Raw genomic sequence first — 21,782 nt, forward strand, 5'->3', positions numbered from 1 at the left:
TTATGGACAAACAGTTGTTGAAGTGAGGGATAAAATATGCAGTATCTTCATGATGTTTGGGTAAATTGGTTTGAAGGGGAAGAAAACGGATATAATGTATGTCACTTTCATGAATGGAGAAAAGATGATGGTGTTGAATTATTGGACCAAGTCCCACTTTTGAAAGTAGATTCATGCTTATATAATTACATAGAAAATGACTTGGCAGAAATACCGCGACAATTATTAGAAGAGATTTATCAGAAGGCATATCTACGAAAGAATCATGAACGAATTCAATTGGATTATTGTTTTGTTGTTTCTGATGGGATTGGTCTGTTAGTAGTAGATACAATCGGATACTCTGTTCCAATTCGAAAAAGCCGAATGATACCTAGACAAGAACAATTGGCTTATGAATTGCTTGAAAATCAAGAAACGATTTATTATAACTTTCAAAACACCGAAGAGAAAAAAGAGTTCCATATTCTATCACCTGATCCTCATGTGATGAATGGATTAACGAGAAAAGAAAGACAATTAAAGCAATTATTGTTTATGGCATTAGATCAATTACATTCTTCTGAAAATGTAGCAGAAGTTCGTTATTGGTACACAGAATGGAGCCCAGAACGCTATTTTGAGATTCAGCATTTAGATTTTGAACATGCGTGGAATGAACTATATGAGTGTACAAAATACGGATGGTCTAAAAAGCATGAACAGTTTTGTGAGAATATTATAAAAGGTCAGCCTTTTTTTGAAAAACTCTGGGAAATGGAGCATGGCCCGAAAGTAAATTAATAGTAACCAATTAAATAAAATGAATAGGATAAAAAAGCCAGAGTCTTAAGTATCCTAGCACTAAGTTAAACCCAAACAATTTGAGGAGATACCAAGTATATTTCCTGTGATTGTTTGGGTTTTATTCCCTTTTTAGACGGGGGATCGTTAGGAGGACACTCAACTCCTGCGGGAAGTAGAGCAAAGCCTAAGACCCCACAGGCTTAGGTTGCTCCCCGGCGCATAGAGTGTCTGTAGCGTAATGGAACGAATTGGTTTCCCTACTAATTTAGAGATTGTTCGTCATTATCCATTAATTATTTTGTTATGTCCTACTCTCTTCTGCGAATTTTTATCAGGATAAGGTAACAGAGAGGGCTGCTCTGTTATAAAGATAAATTCACCTCGATATTAATTTTTCTCACACCTCTCATAACCCCGTGTAAACTGTAATTCCCCATCTGAAATCTTCACCCTGCTTGATTTGAAGCATAAAAAAACGATGGAGTTAGCCATCGTTTTGATAAGGGAGGAGCTTAACGTCGTTTCCGTCCTAATCCCATTGCATTTTCCATTTTTTTAATCATTTTCCCTGCCACTTTATTTGCTTTTGCCGCACCTTCGTCTAAAATGTCATCTAATTCCGTTGAATTCATTAGCTCATTGTATTTTTCCTGAATTGGTTTTAATGCATCCACTACAACGTTGGCTAAGTCAGACTTGAAATCTCCATATCCTTTTCCTTCGTACTTCTCTTCAAGGCTTTGGATACTTTCCCCTGAAAGAATAGAATAAATAGATAAAAGGTTGGAAACCCCTGGTTTATTCTCTCTATCGAATTTAACGATACCTTCAGAGTCTGTTACCGCACTTTTAATCTTCTTCGTAATCTGTGCTGGCTCGTCCAATAAAGTGATGGTTGCCTTATTATTTGTATCAGATTTACTCATTTTCTTTGTAGGATCCTGTAAGGACATAATGCGAGCTCCTACTTTTGGAATGCGTACTTCAGGAATTGTAAGAATATCATTATATTTTTTATTAAAACGCTCGGCTAGATCACGAGTTAATTCTAGATGTTGTTTTTGATCTTCTCCAACTGGAACAATATCTGTACTATATAGAAGGATGTCTGCAGCCATTAATGGTGGATAGGTTAATAATGCAGCAGAAACAGCATCTTTACCAGTTGATTTGTCTTTGAATTGTGTCATTCTTTCTAATTCGCCAATATAAGAAATACACTGCATCAACCAAGCTCCTTGGGCATGGGCTGGTACTTCTGATTGAATAAATAAAGTCGCTTTATTAGGGTCGATTCCTACAGCTAAGTACAGAGCTGCTAAGCTGCGAATATTGTTTCGAAGTACCATGCGATCTTGAGGCACTGTAATGGCATGTTGATCCACAATACAGAAGAAACAATTGTATTCATCTTGCAGCTCCACGAATTGACTTAATGCACCTATATAATTCCCTAATGTAATGGTGCCGCTTGGTTGAATCCCAGAAAAGATAGTTTTCATCAAATACTTCCTCCAATATGTATTCTAGACCCCTGATTAGTTTATGGATGTTTCTAATCAAGCGGTTTATTCTATTTAATAGTTTATTTTAGAGCCATGTTTATCTGCAAGAGAAACAGTTTTCTTCAAGCAAATACGTTAGTACTGTTAAAAATAGAATCTAGAAACTTAATTATCAATATCATTATTATAACCATTTTAGCATGATTAGTTGATATGCAAAGGCTGTTTTCTTAAAGTTTGACAAATTTTAAGAAAAAAGAATGGATGCAAGGAATAATTTTGAATTCTGATAAATTTATATTAATATAATTATTCTGTAGATTTATATATTTCAGATTTGTTTTTATTCTACAAAATTCTACAAAATTCTTGCGTGTTGAATAATCCAACTATATAATTGTCATTGCGAATGGATTAGATAGTAATATTTCAGACTATTTAAAAACATGTAAGAATACATAAATAATTTGTAATGAATGAAAAATTATTCCTATATAATATTTTGTGCGTTTTACCGTGCTGCTATTTTAATTGGAAACGGTCATTTATTCTAATTGACTGACTATTTAGGAAATGACTGCTTGTGTATTCTGAGGTTTAGAGTGGGAAAGCTATTTTCGAAGTTCCATTTGAGGAAATTATTAAGGGGGTAATTACATGAGAAAAAGAATACTTGTGCTAATGAGCTTAGTGCTTACACTCAGTGCTTTTCTTGCTGCATGTGGTAATAACAAAGGTGGTAGTGATAAATCATCACAAAATCTTCGTTTAAATATTGTTTCAGAACCACCAACATTACATCCAGCATTAGCTACAGATTCAACATCTGGTGGAGTGTTAATTCAAACTTTTGAAGGGTTAACTCGAATTGATAAAGATGGAGTTCCGCAGCCAGCTATGGCAGAAAAAGTCGATATATCAGATGATCAGTTAACTTACACGTTCAAAATCCGCGAAGATGCAAAATGGACAAACGGTGATCCAGTAACAGCAGCAGACTTTGAATATGCCTGGAAATGGGCAATTGATCCTCAAAACCAATCACAGTATGCTTATCAACTATATGCCATTAAAGGTGCTGAAGCAGCAAATAATGGTAAAGGTAGTCTTGATGATGTTGCTATTAAAACAGTAAATGAAAAAACGTTAGAAGTAACCTTGGTAAACCCAACGCCATATTTCTTACAATTGCTAGCTTTCTATACTTATTTCCCAGTTAATAAAAACGTTGCAGAAGCAAATCCAGATTGGTATAAAAATGCTGGAGATGATTATGTAACGAATGGTCCTTTCAAAATGACGGAATGGAATCATAGTGAGTCTATCCTTTTAGAAAAGAACGAAGACTATTGGGATGCAGACAAGGTTAAATTAGAAACAGTAGAAATGACAATGGTAGAAGATCCAACAACAGAATTAAGCATGTTTGATAACGATGAATTAGATTGGGCTGGCTTACCTTTTGGTGCATTACCTACTGATTCTATTAAAGCTTTAAAAGATAAAGGTGACCTAAATATCAAAGCGATAGCAGGTACTTATTGGTATAAATTTAATACAAAAGAAAAGCCATTTAACAATGAAAATATTCGTAAAGCTTTAACATATGCGATAGATCGTAAAGCAATTGTTGAGCAAATTACACAAGGTGGACAAATTCCAGCAACGGCAGTTGTTCCTCCAACCATGTTTTCAGAAAACGAAAAAGGTTATTTTAAAGATAATGATATCAAAGCAGCAAAAGCAGCTCTGGAAAAAGGTTTAAAAGAGGAAGGCTATGCTAGTGTAAAAGACTTACCAAAAATCACATTATCATATAATACCGGTGAAGCACATGCTAAGATTGCACAAGCGGTTCAAGATATGTGGAAGAAAAATCTTGGAATTAATGTTGAGCTAGATAATGAAGAATGGCAAGTTTATCTAGAGAAAATTGATTCTGGTGACTACCAGGTTGGACGTATGTCATGGTCTGGTGACTATAATGATGCATTTAATTTCCTAGAATTATACCGTGATGCAAACGGAGGAAATAATGATACTGGGTGGGAAAATCCTGAATACAAAAAACTTCTTGATGCTTCACAAAAAGAAACAGATGAGGCAAAACGCAAACAATTATTACAAGATGCAGAAACTATTTTAATGAACGAACTTCCAATTGCACCTGTTTATTTCTATACAAATACATGGGTACAAAAAGATAATCTAAAAGATGTAGTCATTTCAGGTTTAGGGGAAGCACAGTTAAAATGGGCACATTTTGAATAATACAATAGTTGGCTTTGTTCATTCATCATACTATAGGAAATTCGAACTTTAATTTTTTATGAAAGTACAAAGCTAAAGAGAAAAAAGAGGCTGCCTTATTTAACGAGTGATACTTTCTAAGTAAGCTCGTTTCCTAGGGCATCCTCTTCCTTGCTAATTGGCATTGGTTTAGAAAAAATGGAGGTAAAACCATGATAAAGTACTTAACAAAACGTTTGCTGTTTATGGCGCTATCCTTATGGTTAATCATAACAGCTACGTTTTTCTTCATGAGGATGGCACCAGGTAACCCATTTACATCGGAAAAGAAAATGCCGCCTGCAATCGAAGCAAATTTAAACGCCCATTATGGACTTGATCAGCCTTGGTATGTCCAATATGGAGAGTATTTGCTAAGAGTTGTTCAATGGGATTTTGGTCCATCTTTTAAATATAAGAGCCAAACGGTGAATCAATTAATCAATGAAGGATTCCCGGTATCATTAGTCTTGGGCGTAGAAGCAATTTTTATCGCTTTAGCCATTGGTGTTACATTAGGGGTAATTGCTGCTTTAAGACATAATAAATGGCAAGATTATCTGGCGATGATTGTCGCAGTATTAGGAATATCAGTACCTTCGTTTATTATGGCAGCTTTTCTGCAATATATTTTCGCGATGAAGCTGGGGATATTCCCTGTAGCAAGATGGGGAACATTTATGCAAAGTGTCCTGCCTGCAATCGCATTAGCAGCTGGACCAACAGCATTTATTGCTCGTTTAACTAGATCTTCAATGTTAGAAGTGTTAAGCAATGATTATATTAAAACGGCAAAAGCAAAAGGAATAAGCGGCTTTAATATTACTGTAAAGCACGCCATCCGCAATGCGATTCTTCCCGTTGTTTCATACATGGGGCCCTTATCGGCGGGAATTGTTACAGGTAGTTTTGTTATTGAGAAAATCTTCGGTATTCCAGGTCTCGGATCACAGTTTGTCAAAAGTATAAATAACCGTGATTATACAGCGATTATGGGAGTAACTGTTTTCTATAGTATTATCCTGTTAGTATCTGTTCTTCTTGTCGACTTATTGTACGGATTAATAGATCCTCGAATTAAACTATCGGGCGGGAAGAAAGGAGCGTAAAGATGCAAGAAATTTCGAAAGATAAATTTGAAATAGTTGGCAATAGCAGCATAGAGTCAGAGAAAATATCCAAAGCAAGTTTGTCGTTTTGGAAAGATGTTTTTACTCGTTTTAAGAAAAATAAGCTTGCGGTTTTTGGACTTGTTCTTTTAATTCTTTTAATTGTTATGTCTTTAATAGGGCCGTTATTAACTCCGTACAATTATTATGAGAATGATTATACAAAAACGAATCAGCCTCCAAGTGCTGAACATTATTTTGGCACAGATGACCTTGGCCGAGATATGTTTGCTCGAATTTGGTATGGTGCGAAAATATCGTTATTTATTGGGGTAGCGGCAGCCTTGATTGATTTAGTTATCGGCGTAATCTGGGGAGGGATTGCAGGTTATAAAGGTGGAAAAACCGATGAAGTAATGATGCGTATAGCGGATGTATTATATGGTATTCCTTACCTTTTACTAGTAATTCTTTTAATGGTTGTTCTTGGCCAGGGAATATGGACGATGATTCTGGCAATGAGTATAACTGGTTGGATTAATATGGCGAGAATGGTCCGTGGACAAGTATTATCCTTAAAGAGCCAAGAATATATTCTTGCTTCCAGAACGTTAGGAGCAAGTGTATCAAGAATTATGAGCAAACATTTAGTCCCAAATGCAATGGGGCCAATTCTTGTGACATTAACTTTAACTGTACCTAATGCTATTTTTACAGAGGCATTTTTAAGCTATCTTGGTTTAGGATTAACTCCTCCATTAGCCAGCTGGGGAACGATGGCCAATGATGGAATCGGAGCACTGCAATATTATCCATGGCGATTATTTTTCCCTGCACTGTTTATATGTTTAACAATATTTGCCTTTAATGTTATTGGCGATGGAATCCGAGATGCTCTTGATCCAAGACTACGTAAGTAAGGAGTGAGATACATGGAAAAATTATTAGAAGTAAAGGATTTACAAGTCTCATTCCATACGTATGGAGGAGAAGTGCAGGCAGTTCGTGGAGTATCCTTTGATTTATACAAAGGGGAAACATTAGCTATTGTTGGTGAATCCGGATCAGGTAAAAGTGTTACGTCCCAAACATTAATGAAATTAATCCCGATGCCTCCTGGCCATATTAAAGGAGGACAAATTTTATTTAATGGAGAAGATATTGCTCAAAAAACGGATAAAGAGATGGAAAGTATCCGTGGGAAGGAAATGAGTATGATCTTCCAAGATCCTATGACATCTTTGAATCCGACTATGCGTATTGGTACACAAATCATGGAAGTACTGATAAAACATCAGCAAATGAACAAGGAAAAGGCAAAAAAGAAAGCTGTTGAATTGTTAAGCTTAGTTGGAATTCCTAAACCAGAGAAAAGGGTGGATCAATATCCGCATGAATTTTCTGGTGGGATGAGACAACGTGCGATGATTGCCATTGCTTTAGCTGCTAACCCACATCTATTAATTGCAGATGAACCAACAACAGCTTTAGATGTTACGATTCAAGCGCAAATTTTAGATTTAATGAAAGATTTGCAAGAGAAAATGAATACGAGTATTATCTTCATTACCCATGATTTAGGGGTAGTCGCAAATGTGGCTGATCGTGTTGCTGTAATGTATGCTGGTCAAATTGTTGAAATGGGAACAGTTGATGAAATATTCTACGATCCAAGACATCCTTATACATGGGGGCTTCTTGCATCTATGCCAAGTTTAGACAATGATAATGAAGATGAGCTTGCTGCTATTCCGGGAACACCTCCAGATTTAACGAATCCTCCTATAGGAGATGCATTTGCTGCGAGAAATCCATACGCATTAGCAATTGATTTTGAACAAGAGCCGCCAGTGTATCAAGTGTCTGAAACACATTTTGTGAAATCATGGTTACTGCATCCGAATGCGCCGGCAGTAGAACCACCAGCTTCAGTTAAAGAAAGAATAAGAACGTTACCCTCTAACTTTGAAACACCAGTATTAGTAAAGGGGGATAAATAAATTGAAAGAAAAGTTATTAGAAATAAAAAATCTGAAGCAATATTTCAATGTTGATACTCCTAATGTTGTCAAAGCAGTAGATGATATTACCTTTGATATTTTCAAAGGAGAGACATTAGGTTTGGTAGGCGAATCTGGTTGTGGAAAATCGACAACTGGCAGAACGATTATCCGCCTCTATGATGCAACAGGCGGTCAAGTTTTATTTAATGGAGAAGATGTTCATGGAAGAAAATCAAGGACAGAATTAAAGAGATTTAATCGTAAAATGCAAATGATATTCCAAGATCCATATGCTTCTTTAAATCCTCGAATGACCGTTGCTGATATAATTGCAGAAGGCATTGATATTCACGGTTTAGCGAAAAACAAAAAAGAGAGAATGGAAAAAGTATATGAGCTGCTTCATACAGTTGGTTTAAATAAAGAGCATGCCAATCGTTATCCGCATGAGTTCTCAGGCGGACAAAGACAAAGAATTGGAATTGCACGTGCATTAGCTGTAGATCCAGACTTTATCATTGCAGATGAACCAATCTCTGCATTAGATGTTTCCATTCAAGCACAGGTTGTAAACTTGATGAAGAGGCTTCAAAAGGAAAAGGGGCTTACCTATCTATTTATTGCCCATGATTTATCCATGGTGAAATATATTAGTGATCGTATTGGTGTGATGTATTTCGGAAAATTAGTGGAAATAGCGCCTGCAGATGAATTATACAATAATCCGATTCACCCATATACACAGTCGTTATTATCAGCGATTCCTCTGCCAGATCCAGAAACAGAGCGAACAAGAAAAAGAACGGTTTATGATCCAGCAGTTCATCAATATCAAGAGGGTGAAGAGCTTAAAATGAGAGAAATTAAACCAGGACATTTTGTTTATTGCTCTGAAAGTGAATATAAAAAATATAAAGCACAATGAGAATAAGTAAATTCCAAGCCGACAATCCTTGATTGTCGGCTTTTTAGAATGGATGCCTACGTACAGTTGGAAATTGCTAGATTATGCTTGTTTGTGTTTGTTACAATAAAAGGGATACATCATGGATAGAGTCTCAATAGATAATAGATACTGTATGTAGATGGGAGTTTTCACGATGAAAAAGAAAATATTATCCATTGGATTAAGCATATATTTGTTGATTCCCAATATCGCATTTGCAAAAGGGGAAAAGATAATTCCTAAACATCCAACTAAACAAGTGAAAATTATGGTAAAGCATTTACCAGCTTCTTTACCTAGAATGAAGACTAATTTCGATTTTACTTACCCGGATGCTGTGAGGGGGATTTATGTAAACAGTCATTCCATTGAAGGAAACAAATGGAGTCAATTAATGGAATTAGTGAAAACAACAGATTTGAATGCTATGGTTATTGATTATAAAGAAGATCATGGTAATTTGACTTTTATGCCGGAAGCGGATTCACCTTATAGAGAAATTGGCAGCCAATCGATAAAAAATATGACAAAGCTTTTAGAGGAGCTTGAAAAGGAGAAAATTTATCCGATTGCGCGAATTGTTGTCTTTAAAGATTCTGTATTGGCTAAGGAAAAGCCCGAATGGTCTTTTGTCCAAGGAGAGAAGGTTTGGACGAATGGGAGAGGGGAAGCGTTTGTTAACCCGTTTGAAAAAAAGGTCTGGGATTATAACATTAATATTGCTATCGAGGCAGCAAAAATGGGGTTTCAAGAGATACAGTTTGATTATGTGCGTTTTCCAGAAGGATTTGAAAATAAAGGAGATATACTAAACTATACGAAAGGAGATTATCGTAAATTAGATAAGAGTGAAGGGGAGAAACGAGTAGAAGCAGTTACGGACTTTGTTCAATATGCAAAAGAAAAATTAGAGCCATATAATGTGAAGGTTTCTGTTGATATATTTGGATATACAGCAACCTTAGAAGAAGCTCCTGGAATTGGCCAGAATTTTTCAAAAATAAGCAAACATGTCGATGTTATTTCTTCTATGATTTATCCAAGTCACTGGACAAATTATTTTGGGATTGAAAAGCCAGATTTATTCCCCTATGAACTTGTAAGGGAGTATATTAAAGTAGAAAAGCAAAAATTAAATCAATTAGAGAATCCACCTATTTCAAGACCATGGCTACAGGATTTTACAGCTGCCTGGCTGGGCAAAGATAATTATCAAGTATATGGAAAAGAAGAGGTTCAAAAACAAATTGAAGCTTTGAATGATCAAGGAGTTAATGAGTTTTTATTATGGAATGCTGGGAATAATTATACAAAGAATGTCGATTATACACCGAAAAATAAAGAGAATAAAGGAGATTAAATTAGATGCATTGGTATGATAAGTTAAATCAATATTTCCCTGTGGAAGAAATGAAATCACAAGAACATATGGAAGCGTTACTCAAGGACTTTCCAGAATATTATCATAAGGATGAAGGAAAGTATCATGTGTTAATGTATGTGGAAGCAGAGGATTTTGTTTTTGTCGATTATTTATTTGTCTCTGACAAAGCAAGAGGACAGGGGCTTGGTCATCAATTAGTGGAAAAGCTGAAAGAAAAGGGAAAACCTATTATTTTGGAAGTGGAACCGATAAATTATAAAGATAGTGATACTCAAAAAAGACTGAAATTTTATCAGCGTGAAGGGTTTAAGCATGCAACTTCTATTGGTTATAAACGTTTATCGTTAGCAACTAGGGAAGTGAATGCAATGGAAATTCTCTACTGGGCTCCTAATAATGAAGGAGAAGAGGTTGTTTATCAAGCATTGGTAAGAACGTATAATAAAATTCATACCTATAAAGATTTCCAATTTTACGGAGAATCGTATGAACCAGTCGATGAAGTGGTTCAATTAAATATGGAACAAAAACGAAAAAATTTATTCGATGAAATTTGATTAAAGTGTAATAAAACAGCTACCCTCAAGGTGACCGCCCTCCTACAAAATGAGCGGTCACCTTGTAACGAAGATAACTGCTGACGATAAGCTGCCATATATTTAACAAAGAGTTTTATTAAAATCTTTTTATATTTTCATTAAAATCTGCTTAATTGAGAATATATAGGGGTTTAATAGAAAGAAATAATGGGTATATAATCAGAAAATATATATTTAGAACAAATATTTTAACAGATGAGATAATTTTTTGAAACTTTTTTGGTTTTCAAACGTCTATAATGATAAGTAACAAAATAACTGAAGGATTCGTACTTTCATAACGAGTTTTTCTTACATAAAGGAGGAGAATCACAGCAATTACCTTAATTAGTAGCAGCTTATATACAGAAATTAATGATACTTGTGGATAAATTTTTTAAAACATATACCATAAAGCAAACAATTAGTGTATAATAATTAATATAAATTACTTGATTGAATTAATTATAATTTAAGAATTATCAAGAAGATAACTCAAGTTATTTATAATCATAATGAATGTAGTTAATTACATGTCTAAATAAAGGGAGCGTGAATTTGTAAAATGGTAACATTATACACTTCACCAAGTTGTACATCCTGCAGAAAAGCAAAAGCATGGTTAGAGGAACATGAAATTGCTTATAAAGAAAGAAATATATTTTCTGAACCGCTTTCTATTGAGGAAATTAAAGAAATTCTTCGTATGACGGAAGATGGAACAGATGAAATTATTTCAACAAGAAGTAAAACTTTTCAAAAGTTAAATGTGAATTTAGAAACAATGCCATTACAAGATTTGTTTGGTATTATTCAAAATAATCCAGGTCTATTAAGACGTCCTATAATCATTGACGAAAAAAGACTACAAGTAGGATACAATGAAGATGAAATTCGCAGATTCTTACCAAGAAAAGTTCGTACTTTCCAGTTAAGAGAAGCACAAAGATTAGTTAACTAATTAGGAACAAAGTATAAAAAATCTGACATAAGGCGGCACTAAATGAAAATTTAGTACCGTTCAGTCAGGTTTTTCTTTTTTATATAGTAATTAAGAAAAAACAGAGGCATTCCTATTGCTTAAGGTAGAAACCAATCTAACTTGATTAGATAGTCTGGTTAAAGTGTTAGTAATTGCCTGGACTTTTTAGTTTGAAATAATTTCTATGAGGTAATACTACTAAATATAACGGTACAGGAATATGGTATTAAAAGAACTAATTACTGAGTTTAAATAAGGCTTCATTTATTTAGATAATTGAAAATTGTGAATGCTTTTGAATAGGCATTTAATGGTTTTTTCCATTCCCAAGATATTTTAATTCCATTTATACTGCTTTTGTCATAAAATATAAAGTACAAGGTACAATACAAGGAAAAATAAAAATTTTATTTCAGAAAATTTACTTGTAAGAAATAAAACAATCTGTATGGGGGTCTCTTGTCCCTTCCATCATAGTCTGAAGGGAGTGTTAGCGTATGGAAATTGAAAGAATTAATGATCATACAGTAAAGTTTTATATTTCGTATATTGATATAGAAGAACGTGGATTTAAGCGTGAGGAGATTTGGTATAATCGGGAACGCAGTGAAGAATTGTTTTGGGAAATGATGGATGAAGTACATCAAGAGGAAGACTTCATATTTGATGGACCATTATGGATTCAAGTTCAAGCTCTAGAAAAAGGGTTGGAAATCTTGGTTACAAAAGCACAGCTTTCGAAAGACGGACAGAAATTTGAAATTTCTATTCCAGAGGATAAGCTAAAGGATTTACCAATTGATGAACGTTTTGAAGATTTAATGGATCAGCACTTTACGATTAAAGAGGGAGAAGAAGAGTTCGATGAAAGTCTCGAGTTCCTCTTAACGTTTAATGACTTTGAGGATATTATTTCTTTATCCAAGATGCAAGGGCTGGAAGGAATCGATACAAAACTTTATAACTACAATGGAAAATATTACTTATTTGTCCAATTTCTTGATGAAGAAATTGCAGAAGAGGAAGTAGAAAATGCATTAAGTATTTTACTTGAATATGCTCAAGAAGATTCTAAAATGACCATTCATGTTCTCCAAGAATATGGTAAAGTTATTATTGAGAATGAAGTCTTTATGGAATTAAGAAAGTACTTTCACTAAATTATTAGCAGTTCTAATCATATACAAAAAAATTAAAGAAGCTCTACAATGTTTGGCCGTGTCCATTCATTGTAGAGTTTCTTTGCATATTATGAGAAAAATAATCCTTCAGAATTAATAGAAACCTCTTTAAGAAAGGACAAATTTTTAATATAAATAGAATAGTTTCTCCCCTAATAAATTGATCATGGAGCATCTGTGGAGTAATTTATGGTAATTATGGGTATATATATAGGAATAAAGAGATAACTCTAAGCTTAATGTAAGTAAATTGGGAGAATGGCGGTGTCTATTATGAATCATACTGCTAGGTTAGGCTTATTTTTTATCGTAGCAGCTCTTTTTGTTTATGTGTTTAATATATTTTTCTCTATACAGGGAGGAATTTACGGACAATTAAGTTTAGTGATCAGTTTATCAGTTGTTTTTATCGGTTTGGTTATTTTCTTTGAAAATCGACATCCCACACAAACATTAACCTGGTTAATAGTCTTGGGGAGTTTTCCAATTATCGGGTTTGTCTTTTATCTATTCTTTGGCAGAAACTATCGAAAAGAAAGAATTTACCGTAAAAAATATTTTCTAGATAAAGAAGCATTTCTGAAGATTGAACAAGAAATTGGTTCTAGAAGAGAAGAAAAGAGAAAGATACTCGATGGACATCAACGCAACTTATTTCACCTAGCTGAGAAACTTGGAAATACGCCTATTTCCTTCGGTACCTCAACAGAGGTATTAACAGATGGAGAGGAAACATTTTCAGCTATTTTGAAAGAACTGAAGAAAGCAAAACATCATATTCACTTAGAATATTACATTGTAAGAGATGATGCCATTGGTCAGGAGATAAAGGATATATTAGTTGAAAAAGCAAGAGCTGGGGTCCAGGTGCGATTTTTATATGATGCAGTTGGTTCTTGGAAGCTGTCAAAAAAATTTTGTGTAGAGATGAAAGAGGCAGGGATTGAAGTTATCGCTTTTGGTCCAGTTAAAATGCCTTTTTTTAATAGTAAATTTAATTTCAGAAACCATCGTAAAATTATCATAATTGATGGCAATATTGGTTTTGTCGGCGGTCTTAATATTGGCGACGAATATTTGGGAAGAAATCCTTCGATCGGGTACTGGAGGGATACTCATTTATTGGTAAAAGGAAATGCTGTTAGATCCTTACAATTAATTTTTCTGCAAGATTGGTTCTATATGACAAACCATAGCTTTTTGACAGAGGAATATTTAACGCCTATTTCTGAGGAAAACTCTCATGGTGGGGTACAGTTGATTGCGGGGGGACCTGACAATGAATGGAGCGTCATCAAAAGTATCTTTTTTAGTATGATTACTACGGCAAAAGAATCGATTTGGATTGCTACCCCTTACTTTATTCCAGATGAAGATATATTTTCTGCTATTAAAATTGCTTCATTAAGTGGTGTAGATGTGCGTATTCTCGTTCCTAGTAAACCGGATAAAAGAATTGTTTTCCATGCTTCCCGCTCTTATTTCCCAGAGTTACTAGAATCCGGCGTCAGGGTCTTTGAATATAACCGCGGATTTATGCATAGTAAAATTATTATTGTAGATGGAGAAATTGCCTCCATCGGGACATGCAATATGGATATGAGAAGCTTTCATTTAAATTTTGAAGTTAGCGCATTTTTATATAAAACAAGAAGTACGGAAAAGCTTGTAAAAGACTTTCTGGAAGATATAAGTCAATCAATCGAATTAGAAGAAGAGACCTTTAATAAGAGACATTATGGCTATAGAATGCTTGAATCTACTTCAAGATTATTATCACCTTTATTATAAAGTGGTTTTGATTTTATATAAAGAGCACGTATTTATTCATTACTTATTTGAAGGTAATGGGCAAAAACGAGCTCTTTTTTCGTATGGTTACATGTTCTATAAAAAAGAAGGAAAATTCAAATAAGAAGAAAGTTTAAGAAGGAATTCTAAGAATAAACAAGAATAAGTATAGAATAAATCGAAAAGGAGGAAATTTATTTTGTTTACAGCCATAACAGAAGCTGGCGAAATAATCAACTTGTTCACTAGGAAGGAGAAAGATGATTTAAAAGGCTTACGGCAAACTCCATTATATTGTCCAGAATGTAAAGGGCGTGTTCTCTTAAAAATGGGAGAAAAAAAGATAACACATTTTGCCCATGAAAGGAAAGCATGTTGTTCAAGTAATGGAGAGGCGGAGTCTACTTATCATTTACAAGGAAAGTTGCAATTATATCAAAAATTAGCTGAATTGAATCTTCACCCCCAAGTAGAGCCTTATTATCCAGAAATAAAGCAGCGGGCAGATATTAGTTTTGTCTTTCATAAGAAGCAGTATGTGATTGAATATCAATGTGCTAAGATTTCTCCACAGTTAATAAAGAAACGTACAGAAGGTTATCGAAAAGTAAATATTCATCCTATTTGGATTATCGGCTTTTGTCATTTAAAGAAGTGGAATCCAGTCAAATTGAAACTTTCTACATTTATTTATCAGTTTTTCATCTTATACCACAACCAATATCTTCTGCCATCTTATTGTCCATATGACCGGGCATTTTATTTGATTCAAAACCCAATACCAATATCCATCTCCCAATTCTTTGTGACTACTTTTTGCTATCCTTTAGTAAAAATAGAGGGAAAGCCGCCTCTAATTCCCAGAAAAAAATGGCATTTTACTTATTGGCGAGAGATTATTCATCGGCAAAAAACAAAGGATATACATTACCAAACAAATGATCAATTTTTAAAAGAGTTGTATGTTCATGATCTGCATCCTCATTTCTTACCTCCATTTATTGGAATCCCTTTAAAGGAAGGGTTTCTCCTCGAAACAGCACCATTATATTGGCAGGCTACTATTTTTCTTGATAGCTTTAAAGAAGAGATGAAAATATACCCCCTTCAAAAGATTTATGTGAATTTCCATAAGAGAATCGATAGTAGACAAATTAAAATAAGAGATTTTCCTTTTATAAGCGAGGCAGACTGGAGAAAAGCGGTTAAACAATATTTACACATTCTGGTGGAACTGAAGGTTATAGAGGAAGTAAAACCTCATTTTTATCGGATGCTTTATAAGAAGAAAATCAGAAATTATGAAATACAGGAACAAGAAGAAGCAATGTTCTATAAACAATTAAAAAAATTGGTTAATAAGCAATAAAGATAAATGAAATAACATAAAATACATATGCTAATGTATATGTAGAAAAATTGTTCATGCATTAAAATCGGAAATAGATCGAAAATTTGGTAGAATAAGAAGGAATTGGTTTGGAAATCGGAGAATATTTAATAATGTTTATTTTCGAATTCCGAAATAAAAAGAGTGGAGGATGGAATATGTCAGCAGAAACAGGAGTAAAAAAATTACCACTGCGTAATGAAGTTCCAGTAGAAGATACTTGGAGATTAGAGGATATATTTGCAAGTGATGAAGAATGGGATAAAGAATTTGAAGAAGTAAAGAAATTATCTCAAAAAGCAACAGAGTATCAAGGGAAGCTTTCCGAAAGTGCAGATGTTCTTTATGAAGCTTTGCAATATCAAGATGAGCTTTTATCAAGACTTGGGAAATTATATACATATGCACATATGCGTTATGATCAAGATACGACTAATAGCTTCTATCAAGGCGTAGACGGACGTATTAAAAGTTTATATGCACATGCTGCAAGTGCGTTAGCTTATATGGTTCCGGAATTATTATCCATTGATGAAAAAGTTATCAATGCTTATTTAGAAGAAAATAATGAATTGAAGCTGTATAAGAAGGCTTTAGAAGAAATCAATTTACAAAGACCACATGTGTTAAATGCTGAACAGGAAGCTCTGCTTGCACAAGCATCAGAGGTATTAGATTCTTCTAGCAATACATTTGGGATGCTGAATAATGCCGATTTGGAGTTTCCAAGCATTAAGGATGAAAACGGAGAAGAAGTAGAAGTTACACATGGTCGTTATTCTCGCTTTCTGGAAAGTGCAGATCAACGTGTACGCCGCGATGCATTTATGGCTGTCTATGATACTTATGGCAAATTTAGAAATACATTTGCTTCCACATTGAGTGGAGAAGTAAAAAGTCATACATTTAATGCGAAAATAAGAAACTATAATTCGCCACGACATGCTGCACTGGCTGCTAATAATATTCCAGAACAAGTGTATGAAAATCTAGTGGAAACGATTAATAAGAATTTACCATTATTACATCGTTATGTGAAATTGCGTAAAAAAGTCCTTGGCCTAGAAAAACTGCATATGTATGACTTATATACACCACTAGTAAAAGACGTAAAAATGGAAATTCCTTATGAAGAAGCGAAAGAATTAGTAATAAAGGGCTTGGCTCCACTTGGTGAGGAATATGCGTCTATCTTAAAAGAAGGCTTTGAAAACCGCTGGGTGGATGTACATGAGAATAAAGGGAAAAGAAGTGGTGCTTATTCTTCTGGATCCTATGGAACCAATCCATATATTTTAATGAACTGGCAGGATAATGTAAACAATCTATTTACGTTAGCACATGAATTCGGGCATTCTGTGCACAGCTATTATACAAGAAAATCACAGCCATATCCTTATGGTAATTATTCCATCTTTGTTGCAGAGGTAGCCTCTACTTGCAATGAATCCTTATTGAACGATTACTTGCTAAAAACAATAACTGACAAACAAAAGCGTCTATATTTACTGAATCATTTCTTAGAGGGCTTCCGTGGTACGGTATTCCGTCAAACGATGTTTGCTGAATTTGAACAATTAATTCATGAAAAAGCAAGTAATAATGAGCCATTAACTGCTGATTTACTGACAAAGGAATACTATGCTTTAAATCAGAAGTATTTTGGGGAAGAAGATATTATTATTGATGAGGAAATTGGCTTAGAGTGGTCAAGAATTCCGCATTTCTACTATAATTTCTATGTATATCAATATGCAACTGGCTATAGTGCTGCAACAGCATTAAGTAAACAAATATTAGAAGAGGGGACACCGGCAGTGGAACGATATATTGAGTTCTTAAAGGCTGGAAGTTCTGATTATCCAATTGAAGTACTTAAAAAAGCTGGAGTGGATATGACAAGCAAAACGCCAATCGAAGAGGCATGCCAAGTTTTTGAAGAAAAATTGAATGAGATGGAAAGCTTATTAAACGAAATTTAATTGACTTAAGAATAGTAAAGCGTGTGTTAGAGGAAAACTCTATTACACGCTTTTTTTCGTTTGCGATCAGTCTGAATTTATGAAGATTTTGTGAACATCATCCCAGTTGTATTGCAGAATATAATTAAATTATGATACTATTTAGTTGTGAAGTTAATCACAAACAAACTTATACCCCTTTGTTTGACCGTGAAAAATTTCTCCCATCCCCTTTGTTCGTAAAAGTAAAAAAGGCCTTGCCTTGAGACAGCAAGTCCTTTTTTATTTTTTTCGTCTTTCAATAATAAAAAAATAGACATGGCATCTTTATAGATTACCACATCCCCCAGTTTTAACCGATATATTTCCAAAATACCCCATATTTAGCTGGTATTTGTTCTACTAGTTGTCGTAATTGCAATTTCTTCATTTCTTTTTCAATTTCTTGAATGGATTTATTATAAACAACAGATAATTCCTTTGATGCAACAAGTTTAAAGCATTCTAAAAAGTTTTCTAGTGGAGGTGGAGCTGCTTTTTCTGGCTGAATCTGCAGCATTTCCTCGATAATTTGTACATATACCTCATATGGATAGTAACCAGTAACTTTTATGCCTTCGTCTTCAATATTCTCATTAAAGAAGACTAATGTTGGTATTTCATTTACTTCCATTTCCCGTGTAATTTTTAAATCACATTGAAAAGCTTTAGCTGCACTATTTGAATGAATATCTGATATAAATTCTATTACATCGATTCCTACACTTTTAGCACAGGACTTAAGAACTTCAAAGGTAGCAATATTCTTTTTCTCTAGAAATAATAGTTCTTGTAATTTTCGCAAGAATTTCATCCCAGATTTCCGACCCTGCAATTCTGCTGCTTTAAGTGCAATGGAAGGTAGGTGTGGGGAAACGATAGGGTTATCAAACCATAAAGAACCATCACATGACATTCCTGAACGGCTAGCGGTTTTTTCCCAAAACTCGGCAATATTCGCATGCTTGCTCTTCTTACTGCAATTTAAGGAAGATAATCTACCGCTTAATACATGTTTAAGGGAGAAATACCGTCCATATTCAATCTGCAATTTTTTCATAATAGGCTCAAGCGCCCAGCATTCAGGACAGAGTGGGTCGATAAACATATATATTTCGAGTGGTTTTCTATCTTGGCAATTGTCATCAGCTGTTTTCGGCTTGGATATAGAAATGTCTTTTTCCATCACGTGTTATCACCTTTTTTAGTTTCAATTTCCTCCGAATTAACCATATGTTTTGCTGTCAGCACGAGTCTTGAAAAAATCTCTTCTCGTATTTCGCTATCTAAGTCTACTTCTTCCATGGCTTCATCCATACAAGATAACCATGCCAAGGCGCGCTTTTCTGTTATTGGAAAAGGTAAATGTCTCGCTCTCAGCATTGGATGTCCATGTTCATTAGAGTAAAGAGGTGGACCACCTAAAAATTGTGTAAGAAATTGTTTTTGCTTACGAGCAGTTTCTGTTAAATCTTTTGGGAAGATAGGAGCTAGGTCAGGATGTTGACCAACACGATTGTAGAATGCATCTACAAGTTTATTTAATGTGGCTTCACCAATTTTTTCATAAGGTGTCGACATTTTCTCGACCATATTTAAAACTCCTTTAGCGTTCTTTTATAGCAGTACTTTAACTATATTGTAACAATCGATATTTCATTGTACAAATAAATAGCTTGTAAACAGGTCGAGAGGGAAATTATGCCGTATAATGCTGCGTTACTTTAGCTACGTAATTCTGTGTTTCCTTAAAGGGCGGAATACCACCATATTTATCCACATTACCAGGTCCAGCATTGTAGGCTGCTAAAGCAAGTTCAACATTTCCGTTATATTTATCTAACATTTGTTTTAAGTATTTGCTGCCACCCATAATATTGTCTAATGGGTTAAAAACATTTTGCACACCTAATGATGTTGCTGTGCTCGGCATTAGCTGCATTAATCCAGATGCCCCGGCATAGCTTGTTGCATTAGGATTGAAATTGGATTCCACTTTGATAACAGAGCTGATTAATTTTTCCGGTAGGTTATATTTTTCAGCTGCTGCTTTAATCATTTCATCGAAATCAGAAGTGGTAGTTGCCGATGAAGAAGACAGCTTTGTTAAACTTAATGGCATAAGAGAACCAGTACTTGCTAAGCCTAATGGTATGGAGGCTGCTCCTAGTGTATTATTATCAATTGAATCCGTTAATTTTGTTTCGGATGATAACATATTACTCAGAAAATCTTGGAAGAGGGTAGATGAACTACCGGTGTTTTGTGAATTTAAACCTTGTAAAGCTTGGAGTTCAAGCATTACCTTAAACTGATCAATTTTCATTGCTTTCCTCCATTTACGAAAAATAAGACATTTGCAATTAAGTAACAACACTTTTGCAGTGAACAAAATAGAAGCAATAAAGTGGGGGAGAACCTTTATTGCTGGGTACAATGGTGTAGAATAATCTAGCAAATTAATCGTATTTTTTAATATACTAAATTACTTCTGTTTATATTTTTCTTCATAAAATCTACGTACTTTGTTTTTGGTTTTTCGAACGGGAATTTTTAAGGTGGCTAATAGCTCCTGAAAGTAAATTTCTCCTTCTTCCCGATTGCTTACTTCATATTCTAACTCATAATCTTCTTTTTTTAAATAGAAACTATGGTCCAAAACTAGTAAACCATTTCCAATTTGTTTTTCTGCCCTAATTGTTCGTAGGCTTCCAAAATATATAATAGATGCAGGATCAATGTTCATGTTTCTTAACAAACTAGAAATTTGCTCATCATTTATTTTCCCAGTAAAGAAAATATCATCGCTTTCCGCTTTGGAAAGAGTTTTATTTGTTTCTAGAAGCCCGTCTGGATGAGGTTGCTTTAATGTTAATTCATATTCTGCCTTTTTTTTACGAATTCTAAGTGCGGAGTGATTAGCTTTTAAAGCAAAATCATTTGTATCAAAATAATGATTTTCTTGTTCAAATAAATCTTCCTTTCCCACTTGAAAATGGGTTAGGAGCAGTTCATATTCTTCTTTTGTTAACATATTTTTAAATTCGATTTCAATGTTTTGATTTTTAGACATATATAGATCCTTTCTTAAACCTTCTTGTCTATTATTATAATAGGAGATAGAGAAACAAGCTATGTTCGTGTTTCCATTATCTCAGTCGCTAGTCCTCTAGTTTGTACACCGCTGACAAGGCGCTTCCGCTTTTCTATCTGTCTAGCTGCAGCGCTTAGCGGTTAGCAAACTTCAGACTACCTCCCTACGATAAGTCAACATCGATTCGCTGACGCTTATCGTGTTTCCATTATCTCAGTCGCTAGTCCTCCAGTTTGTACACCGCTGACAAGGCGCTTCCGCTTTTCTATGATAATTCTTGTGGTTGTGGTAAAATATGCATAGTTGGAGGGTGAATAATGAAACAAAAATGGCAGATTAAAGAGACGATTAAAAAGGAAAATGAACTAGTATTTCAACTGCAAGAGGATGTCAATTTAGAAAATGCGAAGGCATGTGGTCAAATACTTGTTGATTCTGATGCTCTTGCGTTTATATATTTACTTGAAAAGGAAAATGAATATGTTTATCTAGAAATTCCGGAAAGCGTATGGAAGGATTGTAAACAGGCGTTAGAGTCAAATAGTTCATTTTTTGTAAAAGATGAGAAGGGGCATTTATTGCTTGAAAACTTCAAAGAGGAATTAGAATATTTAATTGAGAATATTCGAGGAAATGGAAATTATGGAGAGGATATGGAAAAAGGAGTTTCATCCGTTTTTCTATAATGATTTGTTAGATTGAATAGAAGCAGATTTATACATGTTTTAATGGTGTAACTCTGCC

The 21,782-nt window shown here is 34.3% G+C and carries 19 protein-coding genes; 14 read left to right on the forward strand and 5 right to left on the reverse strand.

Annotated features, from left to right (window positions below):
• The first annotated feature begins 36 nt into the window (after positions 1–36).
• Entirely contained in the window at positions 37–783 is a 747-nt protein-coding gene (locus NSQ92_RS03825; protein WP_047942457.1) for a YjbA family protein, read from the forward strand.
• 515 nt (positions 784–1,298) lie between these two features.
• Here the strand turns inward: NSQ92_RS03825 and trpS are convergent.
• The gene (gene trpS, locus NSQ92_RS03830) at positions 1,299–2,288 is read right to left on the reverse strand and encodes a tryptophan--tRNA ligase (protein WP_047942455.1); all 990 of its coding nucleotides are present in this window, start codon (positions 2,286–2,288) and stop codon (positions 1,299–1,301) included.
• A gap of 660 nt (positions 2,289–2,948) precedes the next feature.
• Here trpS and NSQ92_RS03835 point away from each other — a divergent pair.
• From NSQ92_RS03835 to pepF, 12 genes are all read left to right on the forward strand, one after another.
• Positions 2,949–4,562 (forward strand): peptide ABC transporter substrate-binding protein, encoded by a 1,614-nt coding sequence (locus tag NSQ92_RS03835; RefSeq protein WP_341152389.1) that lies wholly within the window; start codon positions 2,949–2,951, stop codon positions 4,560–4,562.
• Positions 4,563–4,753: 191 nt separating this feature from the next.
• Positions 4,754–5,689: an ABC transporter permease gene (locus tag NSQ92_RS03840; RefSeq protein WP_047942453.1), complete on the forward strand. Its 936-nt coding sequence runs from the start codon at positions 4,754–4,756 to the stop codon at positions 5,687–5,689.
• 2 nt (positions 5,690–5,691) lie between these two features.
• The gene (locus NSQ92_RS03845; RefSeq protein ID WP_047942451.1) at positions 5,692–6,609 is read left to right on the forward strand and encodes an ABC transporter permease; all 918 of its coding nucleotides are present in this window, start codon (positions 5,692–5,694) and stop codon (positions 6,607–6,609) included.
• Positions 6,610–6,621: 12 nt separating this feature from the next.
• Positions 6,622–7,689: an ABC transporter ATP-binding protein gene (locus NSQ92_RS03850; protein ID WP_341152390.1), complete on the forward strand. Its 1,068-nt coding sequence runs from the start codon at positions 6,622–6,624 to the stop codon at positions 7,687–7,689.
• Between the two features lies 1 nt (position 7,690).
• Positions 7,691–8,617, forward strand: coding sequence for an ABC transporter ATP-binding protein (locus tag NSQ92_RS03855; protein WP_061797448.1), 927 nt, complete (start codon positions 7,691–7,693; stop codon positions 8,615–8,617).
• 175 nt (positions 8,618–8,792) lie between these two features.
• Positions 8,793–9,998, forward strand: a complete 1,206-nt coding sequence (locus NSQ92_RS03860) for a putative glycoside hydrolase (RefSeq protein WP_047942447.1) — start codon at positions 8,793–8,795, stop codon at positions 9,996–9,998.
• Positions 9,999–10,003: 5 nt separating this feature from the next.
• Complete coding sequence (locus NSQ92_RS03865) at positions 10,004–10,579, forward strand: GNAT family N-acetyltransferase (protein WP_061797445.1); 576 nt, start codon at positions 10,004–10,006, stop codon at positions 10,577–10,579.
• 586 nt (positions 10,580–11,165) lie between these two features.
• The gene (gene spxA / locus NSQ92_RS03870) at positions 11,166–11,561 is read left to right on the forward strand and encodes a transcriptional regulator SpxA (protein WP_016204317.1); all 396 of its coding nucleotides are present in this window, start codon (positions 11,166–11,168) and stop codon (positions 11,559–11,561) included.
• Between the two features lie 518 nt (positions 11,562–12,079).
• Entirely contained in the window at positions 12,080–12,742 is a 663-nt protein-coding gene (gene mecA, locus NSQ92_RS03875; protein WP_047942445.1) for an adaptor protein MecA, read from the forward strand.
• 294 nt (positions 12,743–13,036) lie between these two features.
• A complete protein-coding gene (gene cls / locus NSQ92_RS03880; protein WP_341152905.1) occupies positions 13,037–14,554 on the forward strand; it encodes a cardiolipin synthase in 1,518 nt (505 codons plus the stop codon).
• A gap of 199 nt (positions 14,555–14,753) precedes the next feature.
• On the forward strand, positions 14,754–15,923 hold the full coding sequence (locus tag NSQ92_RS03885; RefSeq protein ID WP_251688802.1) for a competence protein CoiA: 1,170 nt from the start codon (positions 14,754–14,756) through the stop codon (positions 15,921–15,923).
• 179 nt (positions 15,924–16,102) lie between these two features.
• The gene (gene pepF / locus NSQ92_RS03890) at positions 16,103–17,926 is read left to right on the forward strand and encodes an oligoendopeptidase F (protein WP_047942535.1); all 1,824 of its coding nucleotides are present in this window, start codon (positions 16,103–16,105) and stop codon (positions 17,924–17,926) included.
• Positions 17,927–18,257: 331 nt separating this feature from the next.
• On the opposite strand, the gene NSQ92_RS03895 is transcribed toward pepF, so the two are convergent.
• From NSQ92_RS03895 to NSQ92_RS03910, 4 genes are all read right to left on the reverse strand, one after another.
• On the reverse strand, positions 18,258–19,130 hold the full coding sequence (locus NSQ92_RS03895; RefSeq protein WP_047942441.1) for a ClpXP adapter SpxH family protein: 873 nt from the start codon (positions 19,128–19,130) through the stop codon (positions 18,258–18,260).
• The gene (locus NSQ92_RS03900; protein WP_047942439.1) at positions 19,130–19,537 is read right to left on the reverse strand and encodes a globin domain-containing protein; all 408 of its coding nucleotides are present in this window, start codon (positions 19,535–19,537) and stop codon (positions 19,130–19,132) included. The genes NSQ92_RS03895 and NSQ92_RS03900 overlap by 1 nt, the downstream gene beginning before the upstream one ends.
• A gap of 106 nt (positions 19,538–19,643) precedes the next feature.
• Positions 19,644–20,270: a lytic transglycosylase domain-containing protein gene (locus tag NSQ92_RS03905; RefSeq protein ID WP_341152391.1), complete on the reverse strand. Its 627-nt coding sequence runs from the start codon at positions 20,268–20,270 to the stop codon at positions 19,644–19,646.
• 159 nt (positions 20,271–20,429) lie between these two features.
• Positions 20,430–21,017, reverse strand: a complete 588-nt coding sequence (locus tag NSQ92_RS03910) for a CYTH domain-containing protein (RefSeq protein WP_341152392.1) — start codon at positions 21,015–21,017, stop codon at positions 20,430–20,432.
• Between the two features lie 338 nt (positions 21,018–21,355).
• Between NSQ92_RS03910 and NSQ92_RS03915 the strand changes: the two genes are divergently transcribed.
• Positions 21,356–21,724: a UPF0738 family protein gene (locus NSQ92_RS03915; RefSeq protein ID WP_061797435.1), complete on the forward strand. Its 369-nt coding sequence runs from the start codon at positions 21,356–21,358 to the stop codon at positions 21,722–21,724.
• The last annotated feature ends 58 nt before the right edge of the window (positions 21,725–21,782 follow it).

Source organism: Niallia sp. FSL M8-0099 (assembly GCF_038006945.1).
GTDB lineage: Bacteria > Bacillota > Bacilli > Bacillales > Cytobacillaceae > Niallia > Niallia circulans.

Coding starts and splice junctions, on each gene's coding strand:
- NSQ92_RS03825 (WP_047942457.1), top strand. CDS start 37: ATGCAGTATCTTCATGATGTTTGGGTAAATTGGTTTGAAGGGGAAGAA.
- trpS (WP_047942455.1), bottom strand. CDS start 2,288: ATGAAAACTATCTTTTCTGGGATTCAACCAAGCGGCACCATTACATTA.
- NSQ92_RS03835 (WP_341152389.1), top strand. CDS start 2,949: ATGAGAAAAAGAATACTTGTGCTAATGAGCTTAGTGCTTACACTCAGT.
- NSQ92_RS03840 (WP_047942453.1), top strand. CDS start 4,754: ATGATAAAGTACTTAACAAAACGTTTGCTGTTTATGGCGCTATCCTTA.
- NSQ92_RS03845 (WP_047942451.1), top strand. CDS start 5,692: ATGCAAGAAATTTCGAAAGATAAATTTGAAATAGTTGGCAATAGCAGC.
- NSQ92_RS03850 (WP_341152390.1), top strand. CDS start 6,622: ATGGAAAAATTATTAGAAGTAAAGGATTTACAAGTCTCATTCCATACG.
- NSQ92_RS03860 (WP_047942447.1), top strand. CDS start 8,793: ATGAAAAAGAAAATATTATCCATTGGATTAAGCATATATTTGTTGATT.
- NSQ92_RS03865 (WP_061797445.1), top strand. CDS start 10,004: ATGCATTGGTATGATAAGTTAAATCAATATTTCCCTGTGGAAGAAATG.
- spxA (WP_016204317.1), top strand. CDS start 11,166: ATGGTAACATTATACACTTCACCAAGTTGTACATCCTGCAGAAAAGCA.
- mecA (WP_047942445.1), top strand. CDS start 12,080: ATGGAAATTGAAAGAATTAATGATCATACAGTAAAGTTTTATATTTCG.
- cls (WP_341152905.1), top strand. CDS start 13,037: ATGAATCATACTGCTAGGTTAGGCTTATTTTTTATCGTAGCAGCTCTT.
- pepF (WP_047942535.1), top strand. CDS start 16,103: ATGTCAGCAGAAACAGGAGTAAAAAAATTACCACTGCGTAATGAAGTT.
- NSQ92_RS03895 (WP_047942441.1), bottom strand. CDS start 19,130: ATGGAAAAAGACATTTCTATATCCAAGCCGAAAACAGCTGATGACAAT.
- NSQ92_RS03900 (WP_047942439.1), bottom strand. CDS start 19,537: ATGGTCGAGAAAATGTCGACACCTTATGAAAAAATTGGTGAAGCCACA.
- NSQ92_RS03905 (WP_341152391.1), bottom strand. CDS start 20,270: ATGAAAATTGATCAGTTTAAGGTAATGCTTGAACTCCAAGCTTTACAA.
- NSQ92_RS03910 (WP_341152392.1), bottom strand. CDS start 21,017: ATGTCTAAAAATCAAAACATTGAAATCGAATTTAAAAATATGTTAACA.
- NSQ92_RS03915 (WP_061797435.1), top strand. CDS start 21,356: ATGAAACAAAAATGGCAGATTAAAGAGACGATTAAAAAGGAAAATGAA.